This window comes from Citrobacter sp. L55 (assembly GCF_002850715.1).
GTDB classification, from domain to species: domain Bacteria; phylum Pseudomonadota; class Gammaproteobacteria; order Enterobacterales; family Enterobacteriaceae; genus Citrobacter; species Citrobacter braakii.
On the sequence record NZ_KZ559400.1, the window covers coordinates 40409 to 57911 of the forward strand.

16 protein-coding genes are annotated in these 17503 nt (G+C 40.2%); all 16 read right to left on the minus strand.

Annotation, left to right across the window (positions count from 1 at the left end):
• Nucleotides 1-102: 102 nt before the first annotated feature.
• The gene (locus B9P82_RS04725; RefSeq protein ID WP_101700027.1) at nucleotides 103-1035 is read right to left on the minus strand and encodes an NAD-dependent epimerase/dehydratase family protein; all 933 of its coding nucleotides are present in this window, start codon (nucleotides 1033-1035) and stop codon (nucleotides 103-105) included.
• On the minus strand, nucleotides 1035-2207 hold the full coding sequence (glf, locus tag B9P82_RS04730; protein WP_101700028.1) for a UDP-galactopyranose mutase: 1173 nt from the start codon (nucleotides 2205-2207) through the stop codon (nucleotides 1035-1037). The genes B9P82_RS04725 and glf overlap by 1 nt, the downstream gene beginning before the upstream one ends.
• A gap of 1 nt (nucleotide 2208) precedes the next feature.
• Nucleotides 2209-4026, minus strand: coding sequence for a glycosyltransferase (locus tag B9P82_RS04735; protein WP_101700029.1), 1818 nt, complete (start codon nucleotides 4024-4026; stop codon nucleotides 2209-2211).
• Complete coding sequence (locus tag B9P82_RS04740; RefSeq protein WP_101700030.1) at nucleotides 4023-4808, minus strand: DUF4422 domain-containing protein; 786 nt, start codon at nucleotides 4806-4808, stop codon at nucleotides 4023-4025. The genes B9P82_RS04735 and B9P82_RS04740 overlap by 4 nt, the downstream gene beginning before the upstream one ends.
• Nucleotides 4808-5707, minus strand: a complete 900-nt coding sequence (locus B9P82_RS04745; protein ID WP_101700031.1) for a glycosyltransferase family 8 protein — start codon at nucleotides 5705-5707, stop codon at nucleotides 4808-4810. Before B9P82_RS04745 ends, B9P82_RS04740 begins: the two co-directional genes overlap by 1 nt.
• Nucleotides 5694-6476: a glycosyltransferase family protein gene (locus B9P82_RS28220; RefSeq protein WP_131382550.1), complete on the minus strand. Its 783-nt coding sequence runs from the start codon at nucleotides 6474-6476 to the stop codon at nucleotides 5694-5696. Before B9P82_RS28220 ends, B9P82_RS04745 begins: the two co-directional genes overlap by 14 nt.
• A 24-nt stretch (nucleotides 6477-6500) precedes the next feature.
• Nucleotides 6501-7241 (minus strand): ABC transporter ATP-binding protein, encoded by a 741-nt coding sequence (locus B9P82_RS04750; RefSeq protein ID WP_101700032.1) that lies wholly within the window; start codon nucleotides 7239-7241, stop codon nucleotides 6501-6503.
• Nucleotide 7242: 1 nt separating this feature from the next.
• The gene (locus tag B9P82_RS04755; protein ID WP_101700033.1) at nucleotides 7243-8022 is read right to left on the minus strand and encodes an ABC transporter permease; all 780 of its coding nucleotides are present in this window, start codon (nucleotides 8020-8022) and stop codon (nucleotides 7243-7245) included.
• Between the two features lie 53 nt (nucleotides 8023-8075).
• Nucleotides 8076-8612, minus strand: coding sequence for a dTDP-4-dehydrorhamnose 3,5-epimerase (gene rfbC, locus B9P82_RS04760; protein ID WP_101700034.1), 537 nt, complete (start codon nucleotides 8610-8612; stop codon nucleotides 8076-8078).
• Complete coding sequence (rfbA, locus tag B9P82_RS04765; protein WP_101700035.1) at nucleotides 8609-9481, minus strand: glucose-1-phosphate thymidylyltransferase RfbA; 873 nt, start codon at nucleotides 9479-9481, stop codon at nucleotides 8609-8611. Before rfbA ends, rfbC begins: the two co-directional genes overlap by 4 nt.
• 10 nt (nucleotides 9482-9491) lie before the next feature.
• Nucleotides 9492-10580, minus strand: a complete 1089-nt coding sequence (gene rfbB, locus B9P82_RS04770; RefSeq protein WP_101700036.1) for a dTDP-glucose 4,6-dehydratase — start codon at nucleotides 10578-10580, stop codon at nucleotides 9492-9494.
• A 458-nt stretch (nucleotides 10581-11038) separates the two neighbouring features.
• Nucleotides 11039-11932, minus strand: a complete 894-nt coding sequence (gene galF, locus B9P82_RS04775) for a GalU regulator GalF (protein ID WP_101700037.1) — start codon at nucleotides 11930-11932, stop codon at nucleotides 11039-11041.
• Between the two features lie 164 nt (nucleotides 11933-12096).
• On the minus strand, nucleotides 12097-13491 hold the full coding sequence (wcaM, locus tag B9P82_RS04785; RefSeq protein ID WP_101700038.1) for a colanic acid biosynthesis protein WcaM: 1395 nt from the start codon (nucleotides 13489-13491) through the stop codon (nucleotides 12097-12099).
• A gap of 11 nt (nucleotides 13492-13502) precedes the next feature.
• Nucleotides 13503-14723, minus strand: coding sequence for a colanic acid biosynthesis glycosyltransferase WcaL (gene wcaL / locus B9P82_RS04790; protein WP_101700039.1), 1221 nt, complete (start codon nucleotides 14721-14723; stop codon nucleotides 13503-13505).
• Nucleotides 14720-16000 carry a colanic acid biosynthesis pyruvyl transferase WcaK gene (gene wcaK / locus B9P82_RS04795; protein WP_101700040.1) on the minus strand — a complete coding sequence of 427 codons (1281 nt, stop codon included), beginning with the start codon at nucleotides 15998-16000 and terminating at the stop codon, nucleotides 14720-14722. Before wcaK ends, wcaL begins: the two co-directional genes overlap by 4 nt.
• A 23-nt stretch (nucleotides 16001-16023) precedes the next feature.
• Nucleotides 16024-17502, minus strand: a complete 1479-nt coding sequence (gene wzxC / locus B9P82_RS04800; protein WP_101700041.1) for a colanic acid undecaprenyl disphosphate flippase WzxC — start codon at nucleotides 17500-17502, stop codon at nucleotides 16024-16026.
• Nucleotide 17503 lies beyond the last annotated feature (1 nt).

A 17503-nucleotide genomic window follows, 5' to 3' on the forward strand; every position in this document is an offset into this window, starting at 1 on the left:
TAAGTAGCCAAACTGCCTTGGTATTGAAATCACATGTTACTCCAACAAACGGTAAGAGAACTAGTTTACCGTTTAGCAATTGGTGTTTTAAGGCACAAAAAATTATTTTTTCTGCTCTAACCGAGCTAATTCTTCGACAACATATGGATACATTTTAGCCATACCATCTCTAACACTGATGAAGTTATTCTTACCTGATATCATTTTAACTTTATCAACGTTTAGAACGCTATAACTAATGTCACCTTCTTTTTGCTTCCCGTACTCCACTGAAAGTGGCTTATTAACAACCTCTTGTGCAAGCTCAAGAATATCTCTTATGCTGGTACCCACACCAGAACCTATATTATAGGTTTCATTCCAAACACCTTTATTAATTGTTTCAAAAATGATCTCACAGAAATCGTCAATATAAATATAATCTTTCTTAGTATCCGCACCACCAAAGATGTTCATTGGTATTCCAAGATAAGTATTTTTCAGAGCCACACCGATAATACGATTAAGTTGCTGATACTTACCATAGACATTTGAAGGCCTAAAAATCAAATAGTTAAGGGCAGGATTAATTCGTGCTTCATATTTCAGATAACTCTCTGCGGCTTCTTTAATCCAGCCATAGAAACTCACAGGGCAAAGAGGTGCATTCTCAGGAATCGGCTTATCCGATTGACCATAGATAGAGCCTCCAGAAGAAATGTAAATAATATTATTTACGTTATTACGCTTCATAATATTAAGAACATCAATAAAAGCTGCTAAATTGATAGCCGTCAAATCCTGATAAGAACTCACACCATCCACAACCCAAAAACTGGTAAGAGTGAAGACTACAAGATCAATATCATAATTAGTAAAGATTTCCTCAATCTTAGCTGCATCGCGACTATCGCCGCAAATGCTAATGACATTTTCATGCTGAATACGGATTGGCGAACGACTAAAACTGATTACTTTGTAACCTTTACCAAGAAAATACTCAGTAAAATTGGCCCCCATAAAACCTGAGCCACCGATAATAAGAATATTTTTCACTATTTCTCTCCAGCCTGAATTTCTACGAACGTATCAAGAGCAACTTTAATCATTTGGTCCATATTATAATATTTATATTGAGCTAAGCGACCAACCAATATCAACGATTTATAATTGGATGCTAACTCTGAGTATTTGGAATAAAGTTGATGATTTTCATCACGAGGTACAGGATAATATGGCACATTTTTATCAGGATCATTCTTATCATAATCTTGAGGGTATTCATATACTACTGTTGTAGTTTTACAATCCTGACCAGTTAAGTGTTTACTTTCAGTAATTCGAGTGAAATCGTAGTTATTTGGATAACTTACCATAGCGACTTCCTGGAAGAACTCTTTGGTATAATTAACGAAATCAAACCGTAAAGAACGATAAGGAAGTTCACCATATTTATACCCGAAAAGATGATCAATTTGACCTGTATAAATTAATTTACCGTCAAATCGCCCCCCCATATATTGAATCTGATTATCGTCAGTAAGAGTGATGAAATCATCAGCATTTGCGTTTAACAAAACATGGATATTTTTATTAGCCAGCATTTTATTAAACATAACCGTGTAACCATCTCGTGGCATAATCTGATATTTATCTTTAAAATACCGATTATCACGGGAAATATAAACAGGAACACGTTCAAGAACACTTTTATCAAGCTCTTCAGGTTTGAGATTCCACTGTTTAGCAATGTAATTGACATAAACCTTGTCATAAATATAGTCAGCTAACCATTGAATTTTTTTATCTTTAGATTTTTTAAGCTCAAAGATTGGAACCGTTTTGTCATAACCATAAGTTTCGATGAGTTTTTGAGAAATTTCACCATATAAGTTTTCATCGAGAATATCTTTCATCGTATTCAAATTAAACGGTAAGTAAGTCTTCTTACCATCAATTAAAGTACGCGCCTGAAATTTATAAACAAACCATTCAGTGTATTGATCTAAGTAATCAAATACATCTTTGTAATTTGTATGAAATATATGCGGACCATATTTATGGACAAGAACACCATGTTCATCATAGTAGTCATAGCAATTTCCACCTATGTGATCACGCTTTTCAATTATGAGTACTTTTTTATTCAGTTTAGTAGCAATATTATTTGCTAATACAATACCGGAAAGACCACAACCGATAATGACATAATCGTATTTAACAGCCATCTTATTTCCTGTCACTCTGTTTGAATTTTTCTTCCCAAGACTCTATAGCAGTCAACTGAGAAAAGTTAGCAAGATAATCTATTTTAATTTTCCTATAGTTTAGTAGAATTTTTATACTTATCTTAGAAATATTCCATATTGCGCCTAAAAACTCAATCTTAGAGTTTTTAGTAACATAAATTTTATGTTCTTCAGCATTGTAATGAATAATATTACGGTATCCAAATACACTACGCATTGAGGCGGTGACAGTTGGTACGATAATATTCTTCTTCAAGAAAATACTAGGAAGGAGATTTCCGTTAAATGTCACAAGTCGCAAAATTCTTTTTGCGAAATGCTCTTTCTTTGGACAAATTGAGCGAAGGTAGGCTTCATATGAGAAATTGTAATCACTATCAATCGGATCTAATAATTTGTATATCTGATTCTCTTTTACAATAGTGGCATTGTCGATATTTTTAATACCTTCACTACCATTTAAAAATAATTCGACTCCTTTGCAATTAAGTACCACTCCTTTATATCTATAAAAGAATAATTCCTTTAAAGAGCGTTTAACAAATAAAGTGCAGGCATCAACAGCCGAATAATTTTTAAACTGAGTGCTATAAATTATGAGAAGATTTCTCAATTCATATATATTACTATAAACAGGCGTAAATTTTTTATAGAAACTTTCGTGCCAAGTGCAAATACCATTCAATGACAGCATTTTTTTATTGAAAATTCTAATCCCAAGTTCGACATCATCACCTTTCATAAAGAAAGGAAATGCCAACCCTTTGGAGCTTAATAAATGGACAGGATAGCAACAGAACCAAAAGCCATTAAATGTTTTATCATGAAACTCTTGTACAGAATTCAATAAACAATTGTAATAACTACGTAAATCGAGATTACTATGTATTCCATGCAAACGATTTTTTTCAATATATGCGCCAGAATCATGTTGCATATACTGTTTATCATACATTAGCATAGCACCAGCAATAGCATAGTCGCTATATTCAGTTTTAAGGCATTGTAAAAAATTATATAATAAACTCACCGAGTATGGATTTAGAAGAATATCGTCATCTAGTGATACTACGTGTGTATCATTATTCTGAATAGCACAATATAATGCACGAGAAAAACCACCACTAGCTCCCAGATTATCTGATTTCACAAGAGTGGTACGTTTATATTTTTCACAAATATCATAATCTAAAGTACCACCATTATCGACAATATAAGTTTTTATATCATAATCTGGGTGTAAATCAATTATATATCTATCAATGAGAGACAGTGTTTTATTTATATATTTTTCTTTTTTATAAGTGCATGAAGCAAGCGCCAAGCTAACAGGTTTAATGTTACTTTCATTAATTTCGCCCCAATATCCAGCTTCACTAATATACGACTCATTTGTTGTAAAGAAAGCTTCAAAGCTGATCGTGTCTTTAAAAGTTAGATCATCAAGTCGGAGATCAATTTTTAGAACTTTCTCTTCTTTCGTTTCGAAAAAATATTCATTTACCGTGGACTCATTAATAGAATCTAAATCTAATTTAGATTTAATAACTCTAATTAAACCCTTACCATAGACGTTTAATTGAAGAAATGCTTTTTCAATATTTGTATGTTTGATCCATTTACCAGCAGAAAAACTATTAAAATAGGTATTAAACGAAATTTTTGAACTTAATGAAGTTATTAATGGTGTAAATTTACCTGACGCATATTCTACCAAGTCATCGCTTCTAAAAAAAAGAGACCGAACATTACATACTTCACTATCTGGAATAATTATTGGTTGAATATTAATTATCACAAATACACCTCACTTTTAATAAGCATAACATTCATTTCCGTATAAGAAATTTTATTTTGATTAATTAGATAGTAAAAGTAAAAACTACTAAAACGTTCACTTAAATACCCAATGTAGCGTGATTTTTTATCTGGCAAATTATAAGACAGTTCATCTTCCACTAGAGATGCAAATTTAAAAAGCTCATGACAGTATTCATTAAATAAATCTTGTTTCAGGATGCTCATATTAAAAAAGTATCCTGAGCATGAATCACTACATTTTTCAGCTGTATCATAAAGGTATGAAAAGTCTCTTTTGATGACTTTCATCATAGCCTCGTAATGAGTTGAATCATGGAATAAGCAATAATGCTCTCGGAGTGATATTTTAAGTTTAATTTTTGATGGAAATATAGCATCAATATCATTTGATTTATCAAGAAGGGTTGCTGTCGTTTTTGAAAGAAAATAACTATACGTTTTTTTCAGCAACCACTTTGGCAGTTGTATTTTCCTTAACAATCTTAAGAAAAAAAAATCCATGCCTTTTGCACTAACGAAAAATCTTCTATAATGACAGACTCCTACAAATGGCGACTGAAGATCAGGATTTTTCCAGACACAATAAATAGCAGTTAATTCATTATATGTGCTATTTTTATCGGAAATATTTATCAGTCCAGCGTCTTTTATTTGTATTTTATCTGTATCCACAAGAACGCTCCCAGCCTGAATCGGAATCACGACTTTATCATTGTAGCAACCTTTATAATGCCCATATGATATTGCATAGATTTTCATTAAGCTCTCGTTCTAAATATGTTTTGTAAGAGTATATACATACGAGATGTTAAGAAGTTTTTATATAAATACAACTTGAGCGTTTTTATTAGTCTGGCAAATGGTGAAACATTATTAAATTTCATGAGTTCACCAAATAACTCTTTGTAATAAAAACGATAAAGATAGGAATAAGGGTTTATATCATAGTAATCCCACGGTTTATCTTTCCCGGTATAATGAATCATATTGATTTTAGACGCATCAACTTTGTTATAAATCAGATCACGTTTAGCTCTAAATAATTCATAATTCCACTTAGGACTTATATATTTCACTCTTCCATCGAGCACAGTATTTAATGCGTCTTGATCATTGAAACTGGTATTATTTTCAATCACATAATCTCGCGCTTGAGAGAAAACCTCAGCATTGCATGCTCTATTAAATGAAAATAATATAACTCCAGCATTAAATATTTTATTACTTTTAACTTTTATTTTTTTTATATGTTCTTTGGATATACTACATTCCACAGCAGCCACTAATTCATGTTCGTTAAATTCAATTCCAAATAAATCATCGATACTACCATTAACAATTATATCGGAATCTAAATATAAAACCTTATCTAAGTTTGTAGGTATGTATTGATCCATTAACAGTCGATATAATGTACCAAGTCCAAAACGACCACAGTCGATATTCTTAATTTCGCTTATATCAATAACTTTAATATTTATCGTACAGTTAGGTAAATGTAATTTATTGAAATACTCTGACAGATCTGCATCTGTTAGAATAAAAATATCAAAAATAGAGTTTTGGTTATTCTTGATTAGAGATTTTATCAACACCGCTGCTGCTATTTTATAGTTTTGTTGAATACCTAAAACTATCGTTTTATTATCTGTGCTCATTTATTCTGTACCAGATATAGCGAATGGCACTTGAAAAATGCCATAGAAAATTCTGAGAAAAAATTTTCTTACTACCGTGATTTGCTCGATGTATGCCGCATATATCAGGATAGTAAGTTAAATTTAGCCCTCTTTGCTTTGCACGATAGCAGAGGTCTACATCTTCACAGTACATAAAGAAACGGGAATCGAAACCATTCAAATCAATATAATGATTTAACTTTATACCGAAAAATGAACTTGCACACCAATCAGGATTACTAGTTTCGATTAAACTGTTGCGATCTAAAATACTATTATTCTTATTCATCAAGAATGAACATAAGAAAGTAGCTACAGTTGGGAAACGTCTTATTGCAGGATCTCTAACTGTAAATGATTTATCTTTGTATAAATCGATAGTAAACATATCAGGCTGGTTTTGGAGCACCTTTTCATTCAGTAATGTTAGAGCAGTCTTAGTGATAAAGGCATCTGGATTCATAAAAAGCACATAGTGTGATTCATTATTTGTACAAAGCGCATTATACTTCCTAATAATCTCCTCAACTATAATATTATTGTTTAGAGCAAATCCTTCACATCGTAAAGCTGGACTATAATTAATACTGTACTGTGAGCACAGTTCTCTAACTTTGTATTCTGAAAGATTATCTCTAACCCAAATATTACATTGCTCGCAACCAGATAATTCATTAAAAATATTAACTAAGTCTTCATAATTACCATGGCTAACAATAACTATATCTATCATATTATCATTTATCATTTATCATTTATCATTTATCATTTATCATTTATTTAAATATTGTTTGATAATTACTTCTGGCTTACCATCTGCAATAACTTCTCCGTTATCGATCCAAATTACACGGGTACACAATTCTTCTAAAAGCTCTAACTGGTGAGAAACAAAGACCATAATACTTGAGTCTTCAATGAATTTTGACATTCTGAGTTTTGCCTTTGCAATAAACTCCGCATCCCCACCAGCAAATAATTCATCTAAAACTAAAATATCTGGCTTAACTGCCGTAGCAATTGAAAATGCCAATTTGAGATACATTCCAGTTGAATAGTATTTTACAGGTATATCAATAAATTCATTTAACTCAGAAAAATCAATAATTTCATCTTCCAGTGTCTTCAGCTTTTGTATTGAGTGTCCTAATATAGCCCCATTAAGATATATATTTTCACGGCCGCTTAACTCTGGATTAAATCCAGCACCAATTTCCAATAATGGGGCAATATTGCCGTTTACTCTGATCTGGCCTGAAGACGGTGCATATATTTTGCATAACGTTTTCAGAAAGGTACTCTTACCAGCACCATTTCTACCAACAACACCTAACCTTTCTCCATGTCTAATGGTTATGTTTACATTATTAAGGGCTAAATGTTTACCGGTGTAATTCGGTAAATTAGCTCTAGACTTAAAAATATTAGCAAATAACTCTTTAAAAGTTACCCGAGAGTTTTTATGATCATTAAAATATAATGATACGCTGTCAAACACTATTTTAGATTCCATTTTACAACCTAAATACAATTTTATGTTCGTTGGATTTAAATATATACACGCCCATTACAAAGGCGACACCTGAGAATACAATACAGGTTTTTATTAAATCGAATGATGGCAGCACATTATTGTAAATAGGATCTCGAAACAACTCCACAAAATAAAACATTGGATTCCAAGAGAATACCCATCTAAATTCTTCAGGCACTGCACTAATCGGATAAATTATTGGCGTGATAAAATAAAGCGCCTGCAATAGCACCCCGATTAAATATTGCATATCTCGAAGAAATACGGAGCATATGGACAGAATCAATCCTAGTCCAAACGTGAAAAAGAAAAGAATAAAGAAAGAAAATGGCAAAAATAAAAGTGCAAAAGATAATTTAGCACCAAACAATAATGCAATGATAAATAAACAGATAGTACTTAAGAATGAATCAATCAGCACTGAGAATGCATTTGCCGTAATGAATAATTGCTTCGGTAGATATATCTTCTTAATTAAACTCTCATTCATTATGAGAGACTGCGAACATTGAGCAATTGTATTCGAAAACATTGTCCATGGAATAATTGCTGAAAATAAAAAAATACTATAGTCTCTTATTTGAAACTTTAGTACTATAGAAAATACCGTGGCAATAACTATCATATTTAATAATGGGTTTAGTAATGTCCATAAAAACCCAAAAATTGTTCTTCGGTAGCGGAGAGTAACTTGTTGTTTAACGAGCTGCCCAAGGACAGTTTTATATTTAACTAGATCATTAAAAAAACTATTAAACACATAAACCTCTTATAATTATTAGGCATAGATATTATCTATGCCTTACAATCATGCTATAGATCGTGTAATGATTTACCAACAGCATCTTTCACTGAAAGCTTAATCTCAGCATCAATCTCAGGCCACTCAATAGCTACCTGCGGATCATTCCAGATCAAACAGCCTTCAGAACTTGCATCATAGTAATCCGTGCATTTGTATTCAAAATCAGCAATATCGGACAGCACTAAGAAGCCATGGGCAAGTCCAGGTGGTATCCAGAATTGCTTTTTGTTAGCTTCAGAAAGAATTACGCCTTCCCAAGTACCATATGTTGGAGAGTCCCTACGAATATCAACTGCAACATCGAACACTTCACCACGTACTACGCGAACAAGTTTGCCCTGTGGATTGTTACGCTGAAAATGCAGTCCACGCAGGACACCTTTGCTTGAACGAGAATGGTTATCCTGAACAAAATCCATGTCAATATTGAGCATGGTTTGATATCTATTTTTCTCAAAGGTCTCTAAGAAAAATCCACGTTCGTCACCAAAGACTTTCGGCTCAATGATTTTTACATCTTTAATTTTAGTATCAATTACTTTCATTGGTTCTCTCCAGCAATAATCTTCAGATACTGGCCATATCCATTTTTACTCATTTTATTAGCCTGTTCAAAAAGTTGATCTCTACTAATCCATTTATTGCGATACGCGATCTCTTCGAGGCAGGCAACCTTCATGCCCTGGCGTTTTTCAATAGTATGAATAAACTGTGAAGCATCAACCAGGCTATCGTGGGTACCAGTATCCAACCAAGCAAAACCACGACCGAGTAATTCAACCTGCAAGTTACCTTGTTCGAGATACATCTGGTTTAAGGTTGTAATTTCCAGTTCACCGCGTGCAGATGGTTTAACCTGCTTAGCCATTTCTACCACGTTGTTATCATAGAAATAAAGCCCAGTGACAGCCCAGTTAGATTTGGGTTTAAGTGGTTTTTCTTCGATTGAGAGAGCTTTATAATTCTCATCAAATTCAACAACACCAAAACGTTCCGGATCCAAAACCTGATAACCAAATACTGTGGCACCTGATTTTAGCTGTGATGCGGCCTCCAACTTCTTACCAAAACTCTGACCAAAATAAATATTATCGCCCAACACAAGTGCACAAGAATCATTGTTTATAAATTCTTCACCAATGATAAATGCTTGCGCTAAACCATCTGGCGTCGGCTGTTCTTCATAGCTGAATTTCACACCAAATTGGGAACCATCCCCTAATAGGCGCTTGAATGCGGGTAAATCGTCAGGAGTACTAATAATCAAAATATCACGTATACCTGCCAACATTAGAACCGAAATTGGATAGAATATCATTGGCTTATCGTACACGGGTAACAGCTGTTTCGATATTCCAAGTGTGATAGGATATAGACGAGTCCCAGAACCACCAGCTAAAACAATACCTTTCATTATTTGACCTTTATTTTACCAAACCCAAACGTTCACCAGCGTAAGAACCGTCCATGACCCGTTTCCACCATTCTTTATTATTCAGGTACCAATTAACTGTTTTCCTAATGCCTGTTTCGAATGTTTCTTCTGGCACCCAGCCCAAATCATTTTTTATTTTTTTGGCATCAATTGCATAACGGTGATCGTGGCCAGGACGATCGGTTACATAAGTGATTAAATCAGCAAAGTTAGCAATTCCAGCAGGTTTAGATGTCACAACCTCGTCCAGAATTTCGCAAATTGTTTTAACGACTTCCAAATTCTTACGCTCGTTATGGCCACCAATATTGTAAGTTTCGCCAACAACACCTTCTGTGACCACTTTGTATAGCGCGCGAGCATGGTCCTCAACGAACAGCCAGTCTCGAATTTGCGCGCCATTGCCATAAACTGGTAGAGATTTACCCGCAAGTGCATTGATAATAATTAATGGAATCAATTTCTCAGGGAAGTGATAGGGACCGTAATTGTTAGAACAGTTAGTCACTACAGTAGGTAACCCGTAGGTACGTCTCCAAGCACGAACGAGGTGGTCGCTTGATGCTTTAGAGGCAGAGTAAGGGCTACTCGGTGAGTAAGAGGTAGTTTCAGTGAATAATGGTAACTCAGCCCCCTCCGGTAATTCGTCCGGATGAGGTAAATCGCCATAAACTTCATCAGTGGAGATATGATGGAATCGGAAACTGTTCCTATTCGCTTCGTCCAGACCTTGCCAGTATCTTCTTGTGGTTTCCAGCAAAGTGTAAGTACCGACTATATTTGTTTCAATAAATGCCGCTGGTCCTGTGATAGAACGGTCAACATGACTTTCAGCTGCGAGGTGCATCACAGCATCAGGTTGTGTTTCTTGAAAAATTCTCGCCATTGCTTCGCCATCACAGATGTCAGCTTTAAAGAATGTATAGCGTTCGTTGTTTTCCACCTCTTTCAGCGATTCAAGATTTCCAGCATAGGTGAGTTTATCTACATTGATGATATTGTCATTAGTATTATTGATTATATGACGAACAACAGCAGAACCAATAAAACCTGCACCACCGGTAATCAAAATTCTCACGTTAACCTTTCCATATTTAATGAAGTTGAGCCTAATTTTCTTAATAATAACTTGTCAAGTTATTATTTAAGAAATAACGAGTCCCTATAACAATTTTTATAGGGTTTTAGAAGATGTTACTTTAGTATTGCATAATAAAAAACACGCTACCGCCCCTGGCTCAACAGCTACCAGTGTACTGTACACTCCAATTTTTGAGGGGGCTTAGCCTATCAATTATTGATTACATTTTGACACATTTAGCCCCAAAACATCCCAAATATTGTCGTATTAATCTAACTAAGAAACAAGAAGAAATCGATTTTTGCTACAAGAAAAGGTAGAGCATTGATCTTTTTACTACTTGATTTTTATCATAAAAAAGGCAGTGAAGACATGCCTGTATACTGATAGCATCATGAGTCTTCCCCTGCCATTTATCATGAAGTATTACTAATATAATTAATCTTTCGTCTTGCCTATTCTCCGAGCAACTTCTCAATGCTCTTACGGAACTTCGGCCCTTCCTTCAGGTTACGCAGCCCGTACTTAACAAACGCCTGCATATACCCCATCTTCTTCCCGCAGTCGTAGCTGTCACCCGTCATCAGCATGGCGTCAACAGACTGTTTTTTCGCCAGCTCAGCAATAGCATCCGTCAACTGAATACGCCCCCAGGCACCTGGCTGGGTATGCTCCAGTTCTGCCCAGATATCAGCAGAAAGCACGTAGCGCCCTACTGCCATCAGATCGGAATCCAGAGTCTGCGGTTGGTCTGGTTTTTCAATGAATTCAACAATACGGCTGACTTTGCCTTCATTATCTAAAGGCTCTTTGGTCTGAATAACAGAGTACTCAGACAGATCGCCTTCCATACGCTTAGCCAGCACCTGACTACGCCCGGTTTCATTAAAACGAGCAACCATGGCAGCCAGGTTGTAGCGCAGCGGATCCGCGCTCGCTGTATCAAGAATGACGTCAGGTAATACGACGACGAAAGGGTTATCCCCAACAATTGGGCGAGCACAAAGAATTGAATGACCCAGACCCAGTAACTGAGCCTGACGAACGTTCATAATAGTCACGCCAGGAGGACAGATAGACTGCACCTCGGCTAATAGCTGGCGCTTAACACGCTGCTCAAGCAACGATTCGAGTTCGTAAGAGGTGTCGAAGTGGTTCTCAACCGCGTTCTTAGACGCATGAGTCACCAGCACGATTTCTTTGATACCTGCAGCTACAATTTCGTCGACAATGTATTGAATCATCGGCTTGTCTACGATCGGTAGCATCTCTTTAGGGATTGCCTTCGTGGCAGGCAACATGTGCATCCCCAGACCTGCTACCGGAATAACTGCTTTCAAATTAATCATTAAGTCATTCACCTATTCAATTGTTGCTGAATTATAGCTTTTTAGCTTGTTTTAGCCAGTATGAATTACATTACTCCGATGCAGCGTATGTTACGCCGCTTAACTTCGCAATGCAGTAATCTTAATCCCAGGGAGTGTCACTTTAGCCAGGAATGGTCGCAAAGTTACCGCTCCCGTCCCGGGAGTCGAAAATTCACCGCTTCGACATTCACCACCTGATGGTTTACCCGGTCGATGTCAACTGAGCTTTGCCCGGTTTCGTTTACCGCATGGACATTCGTCAGCGAGAGTAATGTGTCCTGTTTAGCCATAAACTTGCCGCGCACATCCTGACGGAGATCGAAGTGCATCTTAAGCGCGGGTCCCGTCGCGGATTGCTGCATCACCCTGATGTTACGTAAAAAAAGGTGCTGTGGTTGGTTATGCAACTCAAGCGTGGCACGTTTCATCTCCACATTGGTAATCGCCACAAATGAAGTCGCATTACCAGAGGAGATCTGAATACCGCGCAATTTGTATTCACGTTTCGTATTATCCAGATGGATATTATTTAACTTAAAGTTTTGTGGAATGGATAAATAACGCCCTTTGATTACGCCGTAACCAATGAGCATACCTGCACTATTCTCCATATTGATATTATCAATTACGAAATTATCACATCCGTAAATAGCGACCGTCGCATTATCAATGCCCGCTTTCTTGCTATAATCCGGAGTGATATTTCGCGCGGTAATATTACGAATAATAAAGTGTTTGCCGTTCTCCACATGCACTAGCTGTCGACAGTCGCTACCGGTTATGTTCGCTACCACAAAGTTTTTTACCGCCAGTTCATCGGGATAGGTATTGTCATAGGTACTCCCCGCCAGACCGATGCCAATGCCCCAGTTCACGTTGCCGTTGGTACAGTTGATACGTTCAATGACATGGTCAGAAATGAGGATGTTGCTGTCATTTATCGCTACATTCCACTCGATAGCATCACCCTGTAAATCGCTAAAACGGCTGTTCGTGATCTTTACGCCGTCCATTCGATTATGAAAACCCTGACGCAAAATGCCATAGTTAGCGCGCGTGACGGTAATATCATCGATAGTCAGATTACGCATCAGCCTCGAGGTTTTACCGCCGATATAGATTTGCGTCACCGGACCGAAACCGCTCATGGCAATCCCTTTTATCACACAGTCCGACCCCCGCACATCGAGGGTAACGTTCCTCAGGCTCCCGCCCTGCTCGCCCATCACCTTGCATCCATCCTGCAGAACAAAGCGCCCACGGCCATTGCCACTTATTCGCCCTTGCAGGAATAGCGTTTTGCCTGGTGGGATAACGATGGCGGTATTGATATCCTTACATTCCAGCCCTGTTGGTACGACGACCGTTTGTCCTTCTTTGAACGCCTGCCTGAAAGAGGCCACCCAATCCTGTGGGTTGTAATCCTGAATGTTGACGCTGCCCGGTGATTCTAGCGCCCGAACAACGGGAGAATGCAGCACGACAAGCGCAGAGCCTGCCGTCAGAAAAGTACGGCGTGAGAGTTTTTTCTCTGACATACAACCTCGATTTACATCGTTTGCAGCAGACTGGCTAACTGTTTATTGATCGCTAACTGATTAAATTCAGTTGCAATTTTTTCTCGCGCGCACTGCACAATCGGCTGCACCTGCTCACTGTCGAGCAGGCTAAATGCCGCTAATCGCTCTGCCAGCGCCTGCGCATCGTTTTCCGGTGCCAGCCAGCCAGACTTGCCCGACTCGACCAGTTCAGGGATCCCACTATGGACGGTGGAAATCACCGGGATGCCCACCGCCATCGCCTCCATCAGCGCCACCGGGATCCCCTCCATATCGCCATCCCTTCCGGTAATTGAGGGCAGCAAGAAGACATCGGCCTGCTCAAGCATTTCCTTCACCTGATGGCTGGGTTTAAAGCCTGGCATCTCAATCACATCATCAAGTTGATATTGCTCGATCAGCGTACGCAGACGACGCTCCCAGGGGCCAATGCCAAGGATGCGATAACGGAATGCAACGCCCTGCTCTTTCAACTGACGACAGGCTTCGATGGCGACGTGCAGTCCTTTTTTCTCAGTTAACCTGGCGACAGAGATAATCTCCAGCGGTGCGGCTGGCGATTTCAACTGGCGGGGCGTAAAGCGCGTCATATCGATTCCCATGCGCGAGACCGCGATTTTCTGCGGCGGGCACCCCATATTTTTTAAACGTCCGGCCCAGAGGTTGCTGATAGGTAACATCAAATCCCCACGTTCAAACAGTTGCTGATATTCAGGGGTGTAGTGGGCAAGCACATCCCGATGCGAAACATCAATGCCGTGAAATACCGTGGCGATTTTGCCGCGGATCATCCCAAGCTCACGCAGTTTGGCGGCCGTTACGCCTGCGGGTCCAAAATGAGCGATAAACACATCCGCTTCAAACGCCCGCGGATTCCCACCGCAAATGGCCGCCAAAATCAGATTGCGCGCCTCATCGCCATAGCGTGAAACATTCAGCGCTTTCCAGGTGGCTGCGCGGGTAATACCGCGAAGGGCCGCCACTGCCCTATACTTAAGCTTCGCCAGTTTGCTGTTCGGCTCATTCAGTAACCAGCGCGTTTTTTCACCCAGCCGGTAGGTATTAAATGAGGCATGGGTATTTTCAAGATCGCCCTTGTGCAACGCGACAATTTCCACGTCGTAGCCCATGTCGATAAATGCGGTAATCTGATTGAGTACAAAGGTCTCGGAGGAGAGCGGAAATTTAAGCAGGAAAAAGCCAACCTTCATTTTTCCCCCTCAATACGCGTTAAAACCGATTGCACCATGTTCACCCCACGTTCACGCTCACGCCTGACCGCGTCGCCGAGACGTATGTTCAGCTCAGGTAACTGTCCGAGAGCATCGGCGACCTTCCCTTCCAGGCTGCCATCGAGCAGATGGCGAATATCGACGGCCATCTCTGCTAACCCCAGTTGTTGCATGATCCCTGCCGATTTATGCTCATAATTAATGGCGATGGCTGGCGTCATAAAATTCATCGAGATGATGGCCGAGTGTAAACGAGTCCCCACAGTCAGATCGCATGCAGCCAAAATTTTCCCCATTTCCAGGTCGTTGAGTTCATCCATCACCACGTGATAACGGCCCGGGTCGTTAACATACTGGCGCAGGTTCAACGCCACCATGCGGTCATCTTTGTTGTAACTATCAATACCGGTACAGGTTGACAGCGCTATCACCTGGTAACCTTCATCAAGGATGCGGTTCACTACCCCGGCAAAGGCTTGCTCATAGGCCTGCTGCGTTGTCCCCAGACGCTTATCAAAAGGAGCCAGCTCACGCAGAGTAATGGCAACGGTCTTCTGTTTTGCCGCCATGTGTAACCAGTGCTGTACGGCATAACCAGGCTCATAATCCTCATCATGGTTATTTACCAGCCAGGCGGTATCTACCCCGGTTTCGACTTTATCCGTGTTTATTGCACTGCGCTTCATCAGATCCAGACTGACGGATTCACGCAAAATCAATGCATTACAATGTCCAAAAACGTAGTTCGCCAGTTGATTAAACTGCTCATCCTGGAATGGCCCCACGCTGTGGCCAATCATGTACAGCGGTTTTTTCGCCATAAACGTACACAGGGCATGTTCAAACTGCGGTACGCCATACAGATCGACAAAAAACGATCCGCCGACCTGGATAATGGCGTCGTAGTGCGACAGTAGACGAACAAAATCGGTAAACCCCTGGGCGATCGCGATATTGCGCAGATTACCGGAATCGGTGACACGCGAGAGCAGCACCTGATGCTGATAGCGACGACGCAGCACTTTCTTCACGCGTCCCATAACGCCCGCAGCATTATTGTGTTGCTTCATCTGCGAATACAGCGGATCGCCCATCACCGGGCGGTTCAGCAACCACGAAGAACTCACCGGATAACGGCTCATAACATCCACTTCAGTCTCAGGACGCAACGCGTTAATGGCATCCAGCAAACCGCGCAGAATCGCGCTATCCCCACGGTTCCCACAGGTATGGTTGCCTAAAATTAATAGTTTCATTATGACCTCTTAAAGCGTTGTTCTTATCCTGCACGAAGCAAGGTTTTCATTTTTTCACTGCGGCAGAGCTGGCGTTTTATTTCCACCACTAACGGATGGCGCGACACCACAATCATCGCCGCAAACGCCAGCACTCCTGCCGCTACCTGGATCCCCAGCAACGCACCTGGCGACAGTTGGCTGCGCAGCATTACGTCCAGCGCATAGCTCACCACAAGGGTAGGTAAAGAGAGATATAACGGCAGCCACAGACTGAGCATGTACTGGCGGTAGCTGGAGCCAAGAACAGGTTTGATCATCACGAAGTAACTGAGGATCGTGTTAATCACCTGGACCAGCAAAAAGCCCAGCGTCACGCCAATCGCCCCGGCCTGATGACCACCGATGAAAATGGCGGGAATAAACAGAAAGGTTTTGAACACATTGAATTTGAAGCTGATGTCGACCCGTGCTTTCGCCATCAGCAGTGAACCGATCGGATTCCCCACAGAGCGCAGCAGTCCAACAATGCACAGCAGTTGCAAGACGGGAATAATACCGTTCCACTTCTCGCCAAATACCAGCGGCACCACATTGTTCGACACCACCATCAATCCCAGGAGTACCGGGAAATTGATGATCCCAACCACCGACAGCAGCTTGTAAAAATTCACCCGTAGCTTTTCACTGTCGTCCTGAATTTTGGCAAACGCCGGAAACAGGACACGGGTAATAATCGGGTTCAGTTTGATCGGGGGAACAACCGCCACGTTCCAGGCGAGATTGAATCCGCCCGCCACGCCAGCGCCCAACGTTCTGGCTAAAACCAGCGTGGAAAGGTTGGTATTGAGGTAATTGATAATGCTGTCTGCCGTCAGCCACGCACCAAAACGCAGGTTCGACGAAACGGATGCCAGCGAAAAATGCAGCCCCGGACGGTAAATCCGGCGACCAAAATAGCCGAACAGCAGCGTTCGTAACGTACTGTTCACCAGATACCCGAGAATGGCCGTCAGCGCGAGCGGCCAGAAATGGGCACTGACCACGGTAAAGGTAAAACCGGCCAACACCGAACTGGTTTCAATCATTCCTATTTTGTTGAAGGCCAGCTCTTTTTGCATCAGCGCGCGAAACTGCTGCCCGTGCGGTATCACCACAAACGCCAGCGATAAGGTTTTGATGAGTGGCGCCAGTTCGGGATTATTGAGCACGCTGGCAATCGTCCCGCTAAGCAGAAACATCACCACACATACCACCATACCCAGCCCAACGTTGAGCCAGTACAGCGTCGTCAGCTCAAGATAACCGATGTCTTTGCGCTGAATAATTGAGTTGGCAATACCGAAATCCGACAGCGTATCGGCCAGCGCAATGATCACCAGCGACACGGTTAGCAACCCAAACTGGTGGTTATCAATAATCCGCGCCAGGACGGTCATCTGGATAAGTCCCAGACCAATAATGATCACCGTAGCAATCGCCGACCACTTTGCGCCATTAAGCGTTTTTTCTCGTAAGCTCATG

Excerpts from the sequence above, each read along its gene's own strand:
- rfbC (WP_101700034.1), bottom strand. The coding sequence starts at position 8,612 with ATGAAAGTAATTGATACTAAAATTAAAGATGTAAAAATCATTGAGCCG.
- galF (WP_101700037.1), bottom strand. The coding sequence starts at position 11,932 with ATGATTAATTTGAAAGCAGTTATTCCGGTAGCAGGTCTGGGGATGCAC.
- wzxC (WP_101700041.1), bottom strand. The coding sequence starts at position 17,502 with ATGAGCTTACGAGAAAAAACGCTTAATGGCGCAAAGTGGTCGGCGATT.
- B9P82_RS04750 (WP_101700032.1), bottom strand. The coding sequence starts at position 7,241 with ATGGAATCTAAAATAGTGTTTGACAGCGTATCATTATATTTTAATGAT.
- B9P82_RS28220 (WP_131382550.1), bottom strand. The coding sequence starts at position 6,476 with ATGATAAATGATAATATGATAGATATAGTTATTGTTAGCCATGGTAAT.
- wcaK (WP_101700040.1), bottom strand. The coding sequence starts at position 16,000 with ATGAAACTATTAATTTTAGGCAACCATACCTGTGGGAACCGTGGGGAT.
- B9P82_RS04740 (WP_101700030.1), bottom strand. The coding sequence starts at position 4,808 with ATGAAAATCTATGCAATATCATATGGGCATTATAAAGGTTGCTACAAT.
- wcaM (WP_101700038.1), bottom strand. The coding sequence starts at position 13,491 with ATGTCAGAGAAAAAACTCTCACGCCGTACTTTTCTGACGGCAGGCTCT.
- wcaL (WP_101700039.1), bottom strand. The coding sequence starts at position 14,723 with ATGAAGGTTGGCTTTTTCCTGCTTAAATTTCCGCTCTCCTCCGAGACC.
- rfbA (WP_101700035.1), bottom strand. The coding sequence starts at position 9,481 with ATGAAAGGTATTGTTTTAGCTGGTGGTTCTGGGACTCGTCTATATCCT.
- glf (WP_101700028.1), bottom strand. The coding sequence starts at position 2,207 with ATGGCTGTTAAATACGATTATGTCATTATCGGTTGTGGTCTTTCCGGT.
- B9P82_RS04745 (WP_101700031.1), bottom strand. The coding sequence starts at position 5,707 with ATGAGCACAGATAATAAAACGATAGTTTTAGGTATTCAACAAAACTAT.